Raw genomic sequence first — 16,036 nt, 5'->3', positions numbered from 1 at the left:
CGGGCACAGCGAGCGAACCAGGAGGTTCCATTGATCGGGCTCTGGGACACCACCGGCAACGAGGTGGTCAAGGCGCTCGCCGCGGAGCGGCGCAGCGCGGGCGGGGTGGCCAGCGGCATGGCGCTCACCCTGATCGTGGTGGTCGACGAGAAGCGGGTCCGCGAGGCGGAGGCGGCGGCGACCATCGCCGCCGCCGCCCACCCGTGCCGGCTGCTCGTGGTGGTCCGCACCGACGTCGAGCGGGAGCGCAACCGGCTGGACGCGGAGATCGTCGTCGGCGGCCGGCTCGGCCCGTGCGAGGCGGTGGTCACCCGGATGTACGGCCGGCTGGCGCTGCACGCCGAGTCGGTGGTGATGCCGCTGCTGGTGCCGGACGTTCCGGTGGTGACGTGGTGGCACGGCGAGCCGGCGGCGGAGATCGCGACGGACTTCCTCGGGGTGGTCGCCGACCGGCGGATCACCGACACGGCGCAGGCCGCCGACCCGATCGAGGCGCTACGCCAGCGGGCCCGGGACTACGCCCCGGGGGACACCGACCTGGCCTGGACCCGGATCACCCCGTGGCGCACCCTGGTGGCCGGCGCGTTCGACACCACGGAGGCGCGGGTCACCGAGGCCCGGGTGGTGGCCCCGCCGACCGACCCGACGGCCGCGCTGATGTGCGGCTGGCTGGGCAGCCGGCTCGGGATCACCCCGCGCTGGGAGCCCAGCGACGCGTCCCCCCGGATGCGGGAGGTGCAGCTGAGCTGCGCCAACGGCGAAGTGCTCACCCTGACCCGGGAGGACAGCCTGGCCACGTTCCGGCGCACCGGGCAGGACGACCGGCAGTTGCCGCTGATGCGCCGGCCGCTCGGCGACGAGCTGGCCGAGGAGCTGCGTCGGCTGGACGCCGACCAGGTCTACGCCGAGGCGCTGGGCGCCATGGCCGGTGTCTCCGGGCTGGACGAGCGGCCCGCCCAGCGGGTGCACGTCTGGAAGGACCCGGCGACCGCGAAGCGGGCCGAGGCGGGGGTCACCGCCCACACCGGCACCAGCGCGAGGCCCTGACGACGGCGTCGGCGGGCCGGGTCCGGCCCGCCGGCCCGCGCGACGGAGGGCCGCCGGCCCCCGGGCACGACGAGCAGGGACCGCGAGGGCGGTCCGGAGACGAGGGCACAACACATGAGTGAGACGAGTGTCGCCGTCCACGCCGATGCCGAACTGCTGGCGCAGGCGGTGGCGGCCCGGTTGCTGGTGAAGCTGCTCGACGCGCAGGCCGACCGCGGCCAGGCGGCGGTGGTGTTGACCGGCGGCCGGATCGCCGCCGCCGTGTACCGGGCGGTGGACGCGCTGCCGGCGCGGGACGCGGTCGACTGGTCCCGGGTCGACGTCTGGTGGGGCGACGAGCGGTTCCTGCCGGCCGGGGACCCGGAGCGCAACGAGACGCAGGCCCGGGCGGCACTGCTGGACGCGGTGCCGCTGGACCCGACCCGGGTGCACCCGATGCCGGCGTCCGACGGCCCGGCCGGGGCCGACCCCGAGGCCGCCGCCGCCGGGTACGCTGCCGAGCTGGCCCGGGCGGCCCGCCCCGGGCACGCCGTGCTCCCCCACTTCGACGTGCTGATGCTCGGGGTGGGCGAGGACGGACACGTCGCCTCGGTCTTCCCGGAGCACCCCGTGCACCACGACAGCCGGCCGGTCAGCGCCGTGCGGGGCAGCCCCAAGCCGCCGCCGGTGCGCACCACGCTCACCCTCCCGGCGATCAACACCGCCGAGGAGGTCTGGCTGGTCGCCAGCGGCGCCGACAAGGCCCGTGCGGTCGCCATGGCGCTGGCCGGGGCCGGCCCGGTGCAGCTCCCGGCTGCCGGGGCGCGGGGCGTCGGGCGCACCCTCTGGCTGCTGGACCGGGCGGCGGCGGCCGACATCCCGCCCCGGCTGCGCAGCCTGCGCTGAGCCCTACGGAAGGGCCCCTGCGGGGGCCCTTCCGGGTGTCCGTCGGGTGCCTCCGGCCCGGCCGCTCAGGCCCTGCCCCGTCGACGGCGCAGGGCGGCCAGGGCCTCGGCCAGCAGGGCCTCCCCCTCCTCCGGTGTGCGCCGCTCCTTCACGTACGCCAGGTGGGTCTTGTAGGGCTCCGGGCGCGCCCGGCCCGGCGGGTTGCCCTGGTCCTGGCCGGCCGGAACCCCGCAACGGGGGCAGTCCCACTGCGGCGGCGGATCGGCATCCGCCGCGATCGGGACGTCGATCCGGTGGTCGTTGCGGCACCAGTAGGTGACCGACCGGCGCGGGGCCGGCGCGTGCCGCTCGTTGAAGCGTTCCGGGCCGGATCCGGTCCGGGCACCCCGGATCAGGTTGCCACTCGCCACGGCTGCTCGCTCCTGTCATCGGAGGGGACCGCCGCTCGGGCGGGCGGCGGGCGACGCGGTGCAGCGGGAAAAACAACTGCGCGCGGCCCGTCGGTGACGGACCGCGCGCAGATTGTACGACTCGGCGGGCTCGCTCTCAGGCCCCGCTGCTGAGCTGGAGTCGCAGCCAAAGCCCCAGCCCGACGATACAGGCGAACCAGACGATGCCCACCAGGACCGTGTAGCGGTCGAGGTTCTTCTCGGCCACCGAGGAGCCGGCGAGGCTGGAGCTGACCCCACCGCCGAACATGCTCGACATCCCACCACCCTTACCGCGGTGCAGCAGGATGAGCATGGTGAGCATGACGCTCGTGATGACCAGCAACACGATCAACGTGTATGCGAACCAGATCGGCATGGCTGGGGTCAGTCCTCTCGTTGCGATCCTCGCCCGGACAGGTCGGGCACTGCGGCACCGGCCGACGGACGGGCGGAGTCAAGGATAGCGAGCCGTCAGCGGGTGATGTGCTCCGGGAACCGGCAGATCTTGGCGAATTCCTCGCCGTCCAGGCTCGCGCCGCCCACCAGGGCCCCGTCCACGTCCGGCTTGGCCATGATCGAGGCGATGTTCGAGGACTTCACCGACCCGCCGTAGAGGATCCGGACCTGGTCCGCGGTCGTCTGGTCGAAGCTCTCGACCAACCGCTTGCGGACCTCCCCGCACACCTCCTGGGCGTCCTCGGGGGTGGCCGTCTTGCCCGTCCCGATCGCCCAGACCGGCTCGTACGCCACGACGACCTTGGTGACCTGCTCGCGGCTGAGCCCGCGCAGCGCGCCGTCGAGCTGGTCGCAGCAGTGCGGCACGTGCCGGAGCTGCTCGCGGACCTCCAGCCCCTCCCCGATGCACAGGATCGGGGTGAGCCCGCTGGCCAGCGCGGCGGACACCTTGTCGTTGACCAGCGCGTCGTCCTCGTGGTGGTACTGCCGCCGCTCGGAGTGGCCGACCAGCACGTACGTGCAGCCGAGCTTCGCCAGCATCGTCCCCGAGATGTCCCCGGTGTAGGCCCCCGACTGGTACGGCGACAGGTCCTGCCCGCCGTAGCCGATCAGCACCTTGTCGCCGTCCACCGCGGTCTGCACGCTGCGCAGGTCGGTGAAGGGCGGCAGCACGACGCACTCGACGTCGGTGAGCTGCTTCTCGGTCAGGCTCGCGGCCAGCTTCTGCACCAGCGCGTTGGCCTCGAAGTGGTTGAGGTTCATCTTCCAGTTGCCGGCCATCAGCGGCCGGCGGTTGATCACTGCCATCAGTCCTCCAGCGCCGCGATGCCGGGGAGGGTCTTGCCCTCCAGGTATTCCAGGGAGGCGCCGCCGCCGGTGGAGATGTGGTCGAAGTCGGACTCGTCCAGCCCCAACGCACGGACCGCCGCGGCGGAGTCGCCGCCGCCGACCACGCTGAACGCGTCGGACTTCGCGATCGCCTCGGCGACGCCCCGGGTGCCGTTGGCGAAGGCCGGCATCTCGAACACGCCCATCGGCCCGTTCCAGAAGATCGTCTTCGCCGGGGCCAGGGCCGCCGCGAAGCCGGCCACCGTCTCCGGGCCGATGTCCAGGCCCACTCGGTGGCTGGGGATGGCGTCGGCGCGGACCGTGTCGTGCGCCGCGTCGGGGGCGAAGGCGTCCGCCACCACCACGTCGACCGGGAGCATGATCTTGCCCTCGGACCGCTCCAGGAGGTTGCGGCAGGTCTCCACCATCTCCTTCTCCAGCAGCGAGGTGCCCACCTCGTGGCCCTGGGCCTTGAGGAAGGTGAAGCACATCCCGCCGCCGATGAGCAGCCGGTCGACCTTCGGCAACAGCGCCTCGATCACCGCGAGCTTGTCGGACACCTTGGAGCCACCGAGCACCACCACGTACGGCCGCGCCGGCTCCCCGGCGAGCTTCGCCAGCACCTCCACCTCGCGCAGCACCAGCCGGCCGGCGACGTGCGGCAGCCGGGCCGGCACGTCGAAGACGCTGGCGTGCTTGCGGTGCACCGCGCCGAACGCGTCGTCGACGTACGCCTCGCCCAACGCGGCGAGCTGGTCGGCGAACGCGCCCCGCTCGGCGTCGTCCTTGCTGGTCTCCCCCTTGTTGAAGCGGAGGTTCTCCAGCAGGGCGACCTCGCCGTCGGCGAGCGCGTCGACCGTGGCCCGGGCGGAGTCGCCGACGGTGTCCTCGGCGAACCGCACCTGCGCGTCGAGCAGCTCGCCGAGGCGGGCCGCGACCGGGCGGAGGCTGAACTGCGGGTCGGGCGAGCCCTTCGGGCGGCCCAGGTGCGAGAACACCACGACCTTCGCGCCGGCCCCGGTCAGGGCGGTCAGCGTCGGCAGCACCGCGCGGATCCGCCCGTCGTCGGCGATCGCGCCGGTCTGCTTGTCGAGCGGGACGTTCAGGTCGGCGCGCACGAGCACGCGCCGACCTGCCACCCCCTCGGCGAGCAGGTCGTCGAGGTTGCGGATGGTCACCGAGCTAACCCTCCGTTCGTGACTGCGGGGCTCGCAAGCTCACTCCTCGCACTCACAGCGACTGACCCACCAGCTTGACCAGGTCGACCAGGCGGTTGGAGTAGCCCCACTCGTTGTCGTACCAGCCGACGACCTTGACCTGGTTGCCCACGACCTTGGTCAGCGGCGCGTCGAAGATGCAGGACGCCGGGTCGGTGACGATGTCCGAGGAGACGATCGGGTCCTCGTTGTAGACCAGGATGCCCTTGAGCGGGCCCTCGGCGGCGGCCTTCAGCGCGGCGTTGACCTCGTCCACCGTGGTCTCCCGGTTGACGTTGACCGTGAGGTCGGTGGCCGAGCCGGTCGGGATCGGCACCCGCAGCGCGTACCCGTCGAGCTTGCCCTTCAGCTCCGGCAGCACCAGGCCGATGGCCTTCGCGGCGCCGGTGGAGGTCGGGACGATGTTCAGCGCGGCGGCCCGGGCGCGACGCAGGTCGGAGTGCCCCGCGTCCTGCAGGTTCTGGTCCTGGGTGTACGCGTGGATGGTCGTCATCAGGCCGTGCTGGATGCCGAACGTGTCGTGCAGCACCTTTGCCATCGGGGCGAGGCAGTTGGTGGTGCAGGAGGCGTTCGAGATGATCGTGTGCTTGGCCGGGTCGTACTGGTCCTGGTTCACGCCCATGACGACCGTGACGTCCTCGTTCTTCGCCGGGGCGGAGATGATGACCTTCTTGGCCCCGCCGGCGAGGTGCGCCTTGGCCTTGTTGCCGTCGGTGAAGAAGCCGGTGGAATCGATGACCACGTCCGCGCCGGCCTCGCCCCACGGCAGCTTCGCCGGGTCCTTCTCGGCGAACGTCTTGATGGTCTTGCCGCCCACGGTGATCTCGTCGGCGGTCGCCTTGACCTCGTACGGGAGGCGACCCAGGATGCTGTCGTACTTGAGCAGGTGGGCGAGCGTCGCGTTGTCGGTCAGGTCGTTGAAAGCCACGACCTCGATGTCCGCGCCGGACGCCAGCACGGCCCGGAAGAAGTTACGGCCGATGCGGCCGAAGCCGTTGATGCCAACCCGGATGGTCACAGGTCCCGTCTCCTCGCGTTCTGATCCGCCGGCGTCAGCTTCGGCCGGCGAGGTGATGTGCGCCGGCCGTTGGAGCCGGCCGTTGACAGTTCATGTCGGCCACCCCGCCGCGGTCCGCAAGACCATGACCGCCCGAGGCGGTGAGCACGGCGGGGAGTGCCGGTGCCGGCCCCCTTGCCGTATGCAACGACCCTATCCGAGCGCGGGGCGGCGTGCTGCGCCGGGTGGTGATCCGCTTCGCGTTCGCGGGCCGGGTCCGGCCCGTGGGACGCGCGGCGGGGCGGGGCGGCACCCGCCGCCGCGCGCCGTCGTCCGCCTACCGCCACCGTCCTATCAGACCACGAGCATGTCGGGCGTGACGGCCGCTTCCGTATCCGGGATGCCCAGGTCACGGGCCCGCTTGTCGGCCAGCGCCAGCAACCGGCGGATCCGCCCGGCGATGGCGTCCTTGGTCAGCGGCGGGTCGGCGAGCGCGCCCAGTTCCTCCAGGGACGCCTGCCGGTGCTCCAGGCGCAGCTGGCCGGCGGACGTGAGGTGGTTCGGGGCGTCCTCGGCGAGGATCTCCAGGGCCCGGGTCACCCGCGCGGCGGCGGCCACCGCCGCCCGGGCCGAGCGGCGCAGATTGGCGTCGTCGAAGTTGGCCAACCGGTTGGCCGTCGCCCGCACCTCACGGCGCACCCGGCGTTCCTCCCAGGCCAGCACGCTGGAGTGTGCTCCCACCCGGGTGAGCAGCGCGGCGATCGCGTCGCCGTCCTTGACCACCACCCGGTCCACGTTGCGCACCTCGCGGTTCTTCGCGGTGATGCCGAGCCGGCGGGCCGCGCCCACCAGCGCCAGGGCCGACTCCGGGCCGGGGCAGGTGATCTCCAGTGCGCTGGAGCGGCCCGGCTCGGTCAGCGAGCCGTGCGCCATGAACGCCCCCCGCCAGGCGGACACCGCGCAGCAGACGTTCGCGGCCACCACGTGCGGCGGCAGCCCCCGCACCGGCCGGCCCCGGACATCGAGCAGCCCGGTCTGCCGGGCCAGGGCCTCGCCGTCCTTGACCACCCGGACGATGAAGTGGCTGCCCTTGCGCAGCCCGCCGGAGGCCAGCACGTGGATCTCGCTGGAATAGCCGTAGACCTCGGCGATCTCCCGGCGCAGCCGCCGGGCCACCGCCCCGGTGTCGAGTTCGGCCTCCACCACCACCCGGCCGGAGACGATGTGCAGCCCGCCGGCGAAGCGCAGCAGCGCCGCCATCTCTGCCCGCCGACAGCAGGGCTTGGGCACGTCGACCCGGCTCAGCTCGTCCTTGACCGCAGCCGTCATCGCCATTGTGCGCCCCCTCACGGACCGGTTCCGGCGTGTCGCCGGAGATTACGTACGTGCTTAACGATCGGCACCCAGGACAGGCACCAGGGCTGCGCCCAGGGCTGCCGGATCGTGATGGGGTCCGCCGTCGGTGACGGCGACCGGGGCGAGGAGCAGCCGGGCACCCAGCGATTCTGCCGCACGCTCGACGGGGCCGGGATCGCCCACCGCCTTGGAGTCCGCCAGCACCACGTCCACCGTCAACTCGGGCAGGTAGTGCCGCAGGGTGGCCAGGTGGTCGGCCAGGGAGAGCCCGAGGGTTTCCTTCTCCGCCGCCAGGTTGAGGGTGACCAGCCGGCGGGCCGGGCTGGCCACGATGGCGGCGGCCAGCCCCGGCACCAGCAGGTGCGGCAGCAGGCTGGTGTACCAGCTCCCCGGCCCGAAGATCAACCAGTCCGCCTCGGCGGTGGCCGCAACAGCCTCCGCGCAGGCCGCCGGGGCGGTCGGGGTGAGGCGCAGCGCCTCCACCCGCCCGGTCGTGACCGCCACCTGGTGCTGCCCGCGCACCGTGCGCGCCTCGTCCGGGCACGCCGGGTCGACGCCGCGTACCCGGGCCTCGATGCCGACCGGCTGGCGGGACATCGGCAGCACCCGGCCCACCGCGCCGAGCATCGCCCCGGCGTGTTCCAGCGCGGCGACCGGGTCACCGAGCAGCTCGATCAGCCCGCACAGGACCAGGTTGCCGACGGCGTGCCCGGCGAGCCCGTCGTCGGTGTCCGCCGGGTCACCGGGGGTGCCGGCGAAGCGGTGCTGGAACAGCCTCCCGCTGCGCCTGGTGGCCGGGTGGTCGCCGGCGAGGGCCACCAACGCCTGGCGCAGGTCCCCCGGCGGCAGGCCGCCGCGCCGGGCCCGCAGCCGCCCGCTGGAGCCGCCGTCGTCGCCGACGGTGACCACGGCGGTGATGTCCAGGTCGAGCTCGGGCGCGCAGCGGCGCAGCGCCCGCAGGGACACCGACAGGCCGTGCCCGCCGCCGAACGCGACCACCCGCGTCGGCGTCATTCCCGCCCCAGGTCGCGGTGCTGGGCCTTGGCGGCGAGGCCGGCGTGACGCAGCCGGGCGGCCAGTTCCTCGGCGATGGCGACGCTGCGGTGCTTGCCGCCGGTACAGCCGACCGCCACCGTGAGGTAGCGCTTGCCCTCCCGCTCGAAGCCGGCGGTGGTGGCGTTGACCAGGTCCGCGTACGTGCCGACGAAGGCGTCCGCGCCCTCCTGGCCGAGCACGTACGCGCTGACGGCCTCCTCCCGGCCGGTGTGCTCGCGCAGCTCGGGTACCCAGTACGGGTTCGGGAGGAACCGGGCGTCGAGGACGAAGTCGGCGTCGGGCGGGAGGCCGTACTTGAAGCCGAAGGAGAGCACGGTGACCCGCAGCCGGCGGCTGTCCTCGCCGCCGAACAGCTCCTCGATCCGGCGGCGGAGCTGGTTGACGTTCAGGTGGCTGGTGTCGATGATCACGTCGGCCTGGTCCCGGGCCTCCTCCAGCAGGCCCCGCTCCACGGCGATGCCGTCGGCGAGCCGCCCGTCGCCCTGCAACGGGTGCGAGCGCCGGACGCTCTCGAACCGGCGGATCAGCACCTCGTCGTCGGCGTCGACGAAGACCACCCGGGGGGAGAAGCCCCGCTCCTTCAGCTCCCGGATCGCCCCGACCAGGTCGGTGGAGAAGGCGCGCGAGCGAACGTCGAGCACCATCGCGGTACGCCGGGCCGCGCCGCCGGCCTTGACGGCCAGCTCGGCCATGTCGAGCATCAGCGCCTGGGGCAGGTTGTCGACCACGTAGTAGCCGACGTTCTCCAACGCCCGCGCCACGGTGCTGCGACCACCGCCGGACACGCCGGTCACCACCACCAGGGTGGTCTCCGCCTCCGACGCCGCCGATGTCGGGTCGCTGGTCACCGGAACCTCGGGCGTCCGCGCCTCGTTCACTGCCTACTCCCCCACAGGTGACGCCACGGTCGAGATGACCGCGCACGGCCAATCTGCGACTCTATCCCGCCGAGCCCCGCCCCGGCGCAGCCCACACCCAACCCCCCAACCCACCCTCCCCACCCCACCCCCGTTCCCCACCCCCCACCCCCGGTCCACGCCCCCGTTCCCCACCCCACCCCCCCGCTCCACCCCAAGCCCCGCTCCACGCCCCAACAAGCCCCGCTCCACGCCCCAACAAGCCCCGCTCCACGCCCCAACAAGCCCCGCTCCACGCCGATCTTGCACTTGCGGCCCAGACATAGGGTGTGTAAGCGACATATCGAGGGCCGCAAGTGCAAGATCGCGGTTGCGGAGGTGCTGGGGTGACGGATTGGGCACGATGGAAGAAGTCAGTCGGCGAAAGCCGCGCCACACTGCGGTTGGACATTGATCCGTATCAATCAACTGCGTTTCGGTGGGTTGGGCGGGTGCGTCCACGCGGCCGGCGGTCACCGGCCTCCCGGTCCGGGCGTCGTCGCCAGCGTCGCCGTCGCGCCCGCGCCCGGGTCTCGTCCCCCCAGCGTGAGGAGCGCAGCGTGACGCAGACCCACAATTCCCCCCGACGGCCCGAGGCCCCGGCAGGGCTCCGGCCGGACACCGGGCAGGAGGGGACGTCCGCCTTCGTCAACGGGCACTTCCCCCGACGGCGGGCGCTGATCGTCCTGCTCAGCGTGATCGGCGGCTTCCTGCTGACCGTGGTCTGGTCGGCGGAGTTCGTGGACCAGACCATCGGCGACAACGTCGCCAACACCCTCCTCGGCCACGACGCCAAGGAGACACCGATCCAGGGGATCGCGGCGGGCATCGTGTTCGCCTTCGTCTCCGGGATCGCCGGCACGTTCACCGCCTGCAACATCGCCGCCTTCGGCGCCCTCGCCCCGCTGACCGGCACCACCACCGGGAGCAGGTTCAGCAGGTTCGTCCAGCCGCTGAAGCCGCTCGGCTGGATGTCGGTGGGCATGATCGCGGTGTCGGCCGTCTACGGCGCGATCGTCGGCATCGTCGGCACCTCCATGCCGCAGTTCTCCACCGCCCCCACCACGCCCGGCGGCCTGTCGCCGAGAAGCATCCAGTCGATGGTCGTTTTCGGCGTGATCGGGCTGGTGATGGTCTATCTCGGACTGGCCTCGATCGGCGTGGTGCGGGACCCGTTCGCCCGGCTCGCCCGCCGGTACCCCAACGCCCCGATGATCTTCATGGGCGCGCTGATCGCCGGCTTCCTGATCGGTCGGCCGTTCGGACTGTTCCGGCAGATGTTCCGCGACGCCGCGGAGAGCGGCAACCCGCTGTACGGGGCGGCGGCGTTCACGCTCCAGTCCATCGGCAACATCGTCATCATGGCGGTGTTGTTCCTGCTGCTCGCCTGGCTCGCCGGTTCCCGACTGCAACGGTGGTTCACCGAGCGGCCGACCCGGCTGGCGGTACTGACCGCCGTCGCGTTCATCGTCGCCGGCGCGTTCACGTTCCTCTACTGGGACGTACGGCTGCTCGCCCGCCGCGAGATCATCCCTTGGTACCCGCTGGCCCCCTGGGCCTGACCCGGCACGCCGCCGCTGGTGACCGGAGCCTCGGCCACCAGCGGCGAGACCGCCGAGGGTGGCTGGGCGCCGTCAGCCGCGCTGCTCCAGCGCCTTGACCCGGCGGCGGCCGAGCACGCCGAGGTAGTCCCACGGCTCGTCGAGGCAGGAGTCGACCTCGACCGCCCCGATGATCTCGGCCAGCCGCTCCGCCAGTTCATCGGGATCCGGCTGCACCTGCTCGCAGAGCTGGACGTGGACCGCCCGTAGCGCACCGCCGATCTCGCCCGGCTCCTCCTCGTACGTCTCCCAGGCGTCGTGGAGAGGCGGGACGATGCGGTCCCAGGCGCGGGCGGCCCGCTCGACCACCAGCAGGGTTTGCTCCGTCGCCGGCCGCTCGGCCAGTACCCGTACCTCTTCGACGATCGCCCGACCTGCCTTCTCGACGTCGTGCAGGTCCCAACGGTCACCGCTGATCGCCTCGTGGGCGATGCCGTCGATGCTCCGGCCGACGTCGTCCAGCTCGGCGGAGGTGAGAGGCGCGAGCCGGCCGGCCTGCGCCAGCAACCTGTTCTCCAGCACCCGATCCGCGGCCGCCCACTCGGCGACCAGCGACGCGAGCCGATGGGCGGGAATGCACCGCGCGAGTTCGGTCAGCTCGGCGAGCCTGGGGTCGACCTCCGGAGCCGACGACGAGGTGGCCGCCGAGGACCAGTCGAATCCGTCCTCCACAGCGGCGGTGGTGAGGGCCACCGCGTGGGCGCACAGCTCCGCACTGGCCGGGCAGTCACACTCGGCGGTGAAGCCTTCCGCCGTGATTCCCACCCAGACCTCGTACGGCGGCTGCCCCGCCTCTCGGATCACGCAGGACGTTCCCCCGCCGTCCGGGGTGATCGCCGCCGGCTGCCCGTCCGCCCGAAGCTTGTCCGCCGCGTCGCAGGCCACAGCCCCGGCCTCGCCCCGCAGGGCGTCGATGTCGATGCGTACCGCCATCCGGCCATCTAACCGGGCGTGGGTGATGCCGTCGGCATCAGGGCAGGGAGGGCGTCAGGCGTACCCGCCACGCCGCAGGCCGACGACGAACGACGACCAGGCGTCCCGTCGAAGAGGAGCGCAGGCCCCTCCGGGTCCTTGGAGTCCCGCACCGCCAACGCATCGGTCAACTCGGCCACCTCGACACAGTTGGAGCCGCTTGCGCTGCTCCGGCTGCTCTTCCGCCCTGCGGGAACGCCCGGAGCAGTTTCAGGACGACCTGGCCGCCGTGCTCGACGGGTCCGAGCGGGTCCGGCTTCGCCAGCGCGTACGCGCTGGCGAAGCCGGACGCCCTCTCCTCGTACGTCAACTCCGTGGTCACCCGTTACACGACGGAGCACGAGCGGCAGTCAGGGCGCGACGGGCCACCCACCGGGCGTACGAGATGCCACGCCGCTGGACGCTGCACCCGAACTACCTGGCGACCGACCTGCGGGAGGCCCGGGACCAGGCGGTCGTCTACGCGGAGGGGCTGACGATCCCGCGCCCCGAGCTGGCCGCGAGCGCCGCGTCGCTGTCGCGGGCCGACGCCTGGAACCACGTCGAGCCGGTCTTCTGCGGCCGGATCGGCCCCGACAACGAAATCTGCATGGACGTCACGGGGCACCCCGGCTTCCACAGTGCGGCCGGCATCGGCGCCTCTGCTGGGGCGACGGCGACAAGGCGTGAGTCGCCGCGCCACGCGGATCGGGCCGGCCAAGATCGCGCTCGAACACGGAAAGAGTGGCCTTCCGCGCTGAGGAGGCCACTCTTTCCCGGATCGAGCGCGATCTTGCGACAGCGACCGTGCCGGCGCGGCCCTGACGGCGCGGCCCTGACGGCGCGGCCCCGACGGCGCGGCCCTGACGGCGCGGGATGCGCGTGAGGGGCGGCGGGTCAGGTCGCGCGGGCCACGCGGAGGCGGGCGTCGAGGCGGGGGCCCCGTTGATCCGGCCGAGCCGGGAGGCTGTGGAACGGGAACTAGACGTCACCCAGCGTGTCTGGTGCGGGGGGCGCGGGTGGCGTCGCGTCCGGGGTCGGGTTGAGGGCGGCGGTGATCGCCTCGGCGGTGCGCCGGCCGACGCCGGGGATCTCGATGATCTCCTCCACCGAGGCCGCGGCGAGCCGCTTGAGCGAGCCGAAGTGGCGCAGCAGCGCCTTGCGCCGCACCTCACCGAGGCCGGGCACGTTGTCCAGCGCCGACTCGGTCATCCGCTTCGAGCGGCGCTGCCGGTGGAACGTGATGGCGAAGCGGTGCGCCTCGTCGCGCACCCGTTGCAGCAGGTAGAGCCCCTCGGAGGTGCGCGGCAGGATGACGGGGAACTCGTCGTCGGGCAGCCACACCTCCTCCAGCCGCTTGGCCAGGCCGCACAGCGCCACGTCGTCGATGCCCAACTCCGCGAGGGCCTGGGCCGCCGCCGCGACCTGCGGCGCGCCGCCGTCGACCACCACCAACTGCGGCGGGTACGCGAACTTGCGGGGCCGCCCGGTCGTCGGGTCGATGCCCGGCCGGTCCGGGTCGGAGGCGGTCTCCTCCCCCAGCTCGCCGGTCTCGGCGCGGGCGTCGAGGTAGCGGGCGAAGCGGCGGCGCAGCACCTCCGACATGGCGGACAGGTCGTCGGTGGCGCCCCGGACGATGAACCGGCGGTACTCGCCCTTGCGGGGCAGACCGTCCTCGAAGACGACCATGCTGGCCACCACGTCGGTTCCCTGGATCTGGGAGACGTCGAAGCACTCGATGCGCAGCGGCACGGTGCGCATGCCGAGCGCGTCGCTGATCTCGTCGAGCGCCTGGCCACGGGTGGTCAGGTCGCCGGCGCGCTTGAGCTTGTGCCGGGCCAGGCCGTCCCTGGCGTTGCGTTCCACCGTCTCCAGCAGGGACCGCTTGTCGCCGCGCTGCGGCACCCGCAGGGACACCCGGCTGCCCCGACGGCCCGACAGCCAGTCGGCCAGCGCGTCGGCGTCGGCGGGCAGTGCGGGCACCAGCAGCTCGCGGGGCACGTCGGCCTCGCCCTGCTCCCCGCCGTACACCTGGGTGCAGAAGTGGTGCACCAGGTCGCCGGGGGTCAGGTCCTCCGTCTTCTCCACCACCCAGCCGCGCTGGCCCCGGACCCGGCCGTCGCGGACGTGGAAGACCTGGACGGCGGCCTCCAGGGGGTCGTCGGCGAACGCGACCACGTCGGCGTCGGTGCCGTCACCGAGCACCATGGTCTGCTTCTCCATCGCCCGCCGCAGGGCCGCGACGTCGTCGCGCAGCCGGGCGGCCTTCTCGAACTCCAGCGCCTCGCTGGCCTCGGTCATCTCGCGTTCGAGCCGGCGGACCATGGTGTCGGTGCGCCCGCCCATGAAGTCGCAGAAGCCGTCGACGATGCGCCGGTGTTCCTCGGCGGAGACGCTGCCCACACAGGGCGCGGAGCACTTGCCGATGTAGCCCAGCAGGCAGGGGCGGCCCACCTGGCCGGCGCGCTTGAACACGCCGGCCGAGCAGGTGCGCGCCGGGAAGACCCGCAGCAGCAGGTCGAGCGTCTCGCGGATGGCCCAGGCGTGCGAGTACGGCCCGAAGTAGCGCACCCCCTTGCGCTTGGCGCCGCGCATCACCTGGAACCGGGGGAACTCCTCGTCGACGGTGACGGCGAGGTACGGGTACGACTTGTCGTCGCGGTAGCGGACGTTGAACCGGGGGTCGTACTGCTTGATCCAGGTGTATTCGAGCTGGAGGGCCTCGACCTCGGTGCCGACGGTGACCCAGTCGACCGACTCGGCGGTGGTGACCATCTGCTGGGTGCGCTGGTGCAGCCCCCACAGGTCGGCGAAGTAGGAGCTGAGCCGGCTGCGCAGGCTCTTCGCCTTGCCGACGTAGATCACCCGGCCGGTGCCGTCGCGGAACCGGTAGACCCCCGGGGAGTCGGGGATCGTGCCGGGCGCGGGACGGTAGGTGGAGGGATCAGCCACGCCTGGAAGACTAGCCGCCGGCCCCGACAGCCCAGATCACGCCGAGCTGGTCGACCTCGCTGCCGGCCCGGCCGAGGAAGCCGGCGAGCCGCCCGCCGGGCGGCGCGGTGAAGGTCACCGCGTCCGAGGTCGGCGTGCCGCCGGACAGGGTGCGCCCGAGGTTGGTGGTGAACCGGGCGGAGAAGATCCGGGTCCGGTCGTCCTTCTTCCCCTGGGTGAGGGTGACCTGGGTGACGTGCTCACCGGCGGCCAGCGCGAGGCTGGCCGGGGTGCCGCCCCCGCCGCCGTGGGTGCGGGTGACGCCGTCGGCGAGGCCGACGCCGACCTGGTCGAGCCGGGCGCCGGCGCGCAGCGAGACGGTGGCGACCCGGGGTCCGGCGGCGTCCGCGTCGGTGAACGGGGTGCCGTGCGGGCCGCCCCAGGTGTCGCTGGCCCGCAGGCCGGGGTCGAGGGTCCAGGTGAACCAGGCGGCGTGCGGGTAGTGGTCGGACAGCGGGTCGCCGGCCGGGTCCAGGAACCGGGCGTGCTCGTTGTGGTAGCGGGTCAGGCCGAGCCGGACCAGCCGGTTGCTCCGGTAGAGGATCTTGTCGACCACCTCGCAGGCGTCGGTGACGTTCGCCGGGTCGCAGGTCAGCGCCGGGCTGCCGATCGCCGGGGGCACCCCGCCGCGTTCCTGGCGCACCCACGCGTCGGTGAGGCCGTTGGCGGCCACCAGGTCGCGGATGGTGTCGCCGACGCGGGTGTAGCGGGAGTTCAGGTCGCCCATCACGATCACCGCGTTGCCGGCGGAGTTGGCCGCGACGTACGCGGAGAGCTGGCTGACGTTGGACCGGCGGGCGGCGAGGTCGGCCTCGGTCGTGCCGGCGTTGGTGTGCACGTCGTAGAGGTCGACGAAGACGCCCTCGGCGAGCCGGACCCGGGACCGGCTGAAGCCCTTCGGGGTGAGACAGTCGAAGCCGTTGCAGTCGTCCCACTTGACCCGGACGAAGTCCGACACCGGGTAGTTGGACATCGTGTTGAGGCCGTCGCCGATGGGCACCCCGCCGCTGGTCGGCGTGCGGTGCGGGTGCTGGTCGGTGGCGTACAGGTCGGCGTGGTAGTTGAAGTCCTCCTGGACGTGCACGATGTCGTACGCGTTGACCCGCTCGCCGATGGGCCGGGTGTTGACCGCCGGCTTGCTGCCGGACAGCGGTTCGGGCAGGCCGGCGACGTTGTAGGTGAGCACCGAGAAGGCGCCGGACGTGACGGCGGCCGGCGCCGGCGCGGATGCCGGGGCGGGCGCGGCGACGGCGGGCGCGGACGGGAGCAGCAGAGCGGCGAGCAGCGCCACGGGGGCCAGCAGGCGGGCGGGTCTCATCCGACG

Annotated in this window: 16 protein-coding genes and 1 pseudogene; 3 read left to right on the top strand and 14 right to left on the bottom strand. The window is 73.1% G+C overall.

Annotated elements, in window-relative coordinates:
* Positions 1 to 30: 30 nt before the first annotated feature.
* Both ACFYZF_RS22905 and pgl read left to right on the top strand, forming a co-directional pair.
* Entirely contained in the window at positions 31 to 1,047 is a 1,017-nt protein-coding gene (locus tag ACFYZF_RS22905) for a glucose-6-phosphate dehydrogenase assembly protein OpcA (RefSeq protein WP_387023881.1), read from the top strand.
* 114 nt (positions 1,048 to 1,161) lie between these two features.
* Positions 1,162 to 1,932, top strand: a complete 771-nt coding sequence (gene pgl, locus ACFYZF_RS22900) for a 6-phosphogluconolactonase (RefSeq protein ID WP_387023879.1) — start codon at positions 1,162 to 1,164, stop codon at positions 1,930 to 1,932.
* Positions 1,933 to 1,997: 65 nt separating this feature from the next.
* On the opposite strand, the gene ACFYZF_RS22895 is transcribed toward pgl, so the two are convergent.
* The 8 genes from ACFYZF_RS22895 to rapZ all read right to left on the bottom strand — a co-directional run bounded on the left by ACFYZF_RS22895 (position 1,998) and on the right by rapZ (position 9,151).
* Positions 1,998 to 2,342: an RNA polymerase-binding protein RbpA gene (locus tag ACFYZF_RS22895; RefSeq protein WP_387023877.1), complete on the bottom strand. Its 345-nt coding sequence runs from the start codon at positions 2,340 to 2,342 to the stop codon at positions 1,998 to 2,000.
* Positions 2,343 to 2,478: 136 nt separating this feature from the next.
* On the bottom strand, positions 2,479 to 2,739 hold the full coding sequence (gene secG / locus ACFYZF_RS22890; protein ID WP_350888110.1) for a preprotein translocase subunit SecG: 261 nt from the start codon (positions 2,737 to 2,739) through the stop codon (positions 2,479 to 2,481).
* Positions 2,740 to 2,834: 95 nt separating this feature from the next.
* A complete protein-coding gene (tpiA, locus tag ACFYZF_RS22885) occupies positions 2,835 to 3,626 on the bottom strand; it encodes a triose-phosphate isomerase (protein ID WP_387023875.1) in 792 nt (263 codons plus the stop codon).
* Positions 3,626 to 4,825, bottom strand: coding sequence for a phosphoglycerate kinase (locus ACFYZF_RS22880; RefSeq protein WP_387023873.1), 1,200 nt, complete (start codon positions 4,823 to 4,825; stop codon positions 3,626 to 3,628). The genes tpiA and ACFYZF_RS22880 overlap by 1 nt, the downstream gene beginning before the upstream one ends.
* Positions 4,826 to 4,877: 52 nt before the next feature.
* The gene (gene gap, locus ACFYZF_RS22875) at positions 4,878 to 5,882 is read right to left on the bottom strand and encodes a type I glyceraldehyde-3-phosphate dehydrogenase (protein ID WP_387023871.1); all 1,005 of its coding nucleotides are present in this window, start codon (positions 5,880 to 5,882) and stop codon (positions 4,878 to 4,880) included.
* A 333-nt stretch (positions 5,883 to 6,215) separates the two neighbouring features.
* On the bottom strand, positions 6,216 to 7,196 hold the full coding sequence (gene whiA, locus ACFYZF_RS22870; protein ID WP_161690040.1) for a DNA-binding protein WhiA: 981 nt from the start codon (positions 7,194 to 7,196) through the stop codon (positions 6,216 to 6,218).
* Positions 7,197 to 7,250: 54 nt separating this feature from the next.
* Positions 7,251 to 8,231: a uridine diphosphate-N-acetylglucosamine-binding protein YvcK gene (gene yvcK / locus ACFYZF_RS22865; RefSeq protein ID WP_387023869.1), complete on the bottom strand. Its 981-nt coding sequence runs from the start codon at positions 8,229 to 8,231 to the stop codon at positions 7,251 to 7,253.
* On the bottom strand, positions 8,228 to 9,151 hold the full coding sequence (gene rapZ / locus ACFYZF_RS22860) for an RNase adapter RapZ (RefSeq protein WP_387023867.1): 924 nt from the start codon (positions 9,149 to 9,151) through the stop codon (positions 8,228 to 8,230). Before rapZ ends, yvcK begins: the two co-directional genes overlap by 4 nt.
* A gap of 578 nt (positions 9,152 to 9,729) precedes the next feature.
* Here rapZ and ACFYZF_RS22855 point away from each other — a divergent pair.
* Positions 9,730 to 10,731, top strand: coding sequence for a hypothetical protein (locus ACFYZF_RS22855; protein WP_387023866.1), 1,002 nt, complete (start codon positions 9,730 to 9,732; stop codon positions 10,729 to 10,731).
* Between the two features lie 72 nt (positions 10,732 to 10,803).
* On the opposite strand, the gene ACFYZF_RS22850 is transcribed toward ACFYZF_RS22855, so the two are convergent.
* The 6 genes and pseudogenes from ACFYZF_RS22850 to ACFYZF_RS22825 form a co-directional block, all read right to left on the bottom strand.
* Positions 10,804 to 11,703, bottom strand: a complete 900-nt coding sequence (locus tag ACFYZF_RS22850; protein ID WP_387023864.1) for an SWIM zinc finger family protein — start codon at positions 11,701 to 11,703, stop codon at positions 10,804 to 10,806.
* 54 nt (positions 11,704 to 11,757) lie between these two features.
* Positions 11,758 to 11,927 (bottom strand): annotated as a pseudogene (locus ACFYZF_RS22845) (DUF397 domain-containing protein); the annotation flags it as partial.
* Complete coding sequence (locus tag ACFYZF_RS22840; protein WP_387023989.1) at positions 11,870 to 12,064, bottom strand: hypothetical protein; 195 nt, start codon at positions 12,062 to 12,064, stop codon at positions 11,870 to 11,872. The pseudogene ACFYZF_RS22845 and the gene ACFYZF_RS22840, both read right to left, overlap by 58 nt.
* 137 nt (positions 12,065 to 12,201) lie before the next feature.
* Positions 12,202 to 12,333: a hypothetical protein gene (locus ACFYZF_RS22835; protein ID WP_387023862.1), complete on the bottom strand. Its 132-nt coding sequence runs from the start codon at positions 12,331 to 12,333 to the stop codon at positions 12,202 to 12,204.
* A 369-nt stretch (positions 12,334 to 12,702) separates the two neighbouring features.
* Positions 12,703 to 14,673 carry an excinuclease ABC subunit UvrC gene (uvrC, locus tag ACFYZF_RS22830; RefSeq protein ID WP_387023860.1) on the bottom strand — a complete coding sequence of 657 codons (1,971 nt, stop codon included), beginning with the start codon at positions 14,671 to 14,673 and terminating at the stop codon, positions 12,703 to 12,705.
* Positions 14,674 to 14,683: 10 nt separating this feature from the next.
* Positions 14,684 to 16,030, bottom strand: coding sequence for a jacalin-like lectin (locus ACFYZF_RS22825; protein ID WP_387023858.1), 1,347 nt, complete (start codon positions 16,028 to 16,030; stop codon positions 14,684 to 14,686).
* Between the last annotated feature and the right edge of the window lie 6 nt (positions 16,031 to 16,036).

Origin of the sequence: Micromonospora sp. NPDC001898 (assembly GCF_042891255.1) — a bacterium.
In the GTDB taxonomy this organism is placed as follows: domain Bacteria; phylum Actinomycetota; class Actinomycetes; order Mycobacteriales; family Micromonosporaceae; genus Micromonospora.
The sequence above is the reverse complement of the archived record's forward strand: the minus strand, read 5'-3'. Positions and strand labels throughout refer to the sequence as shown.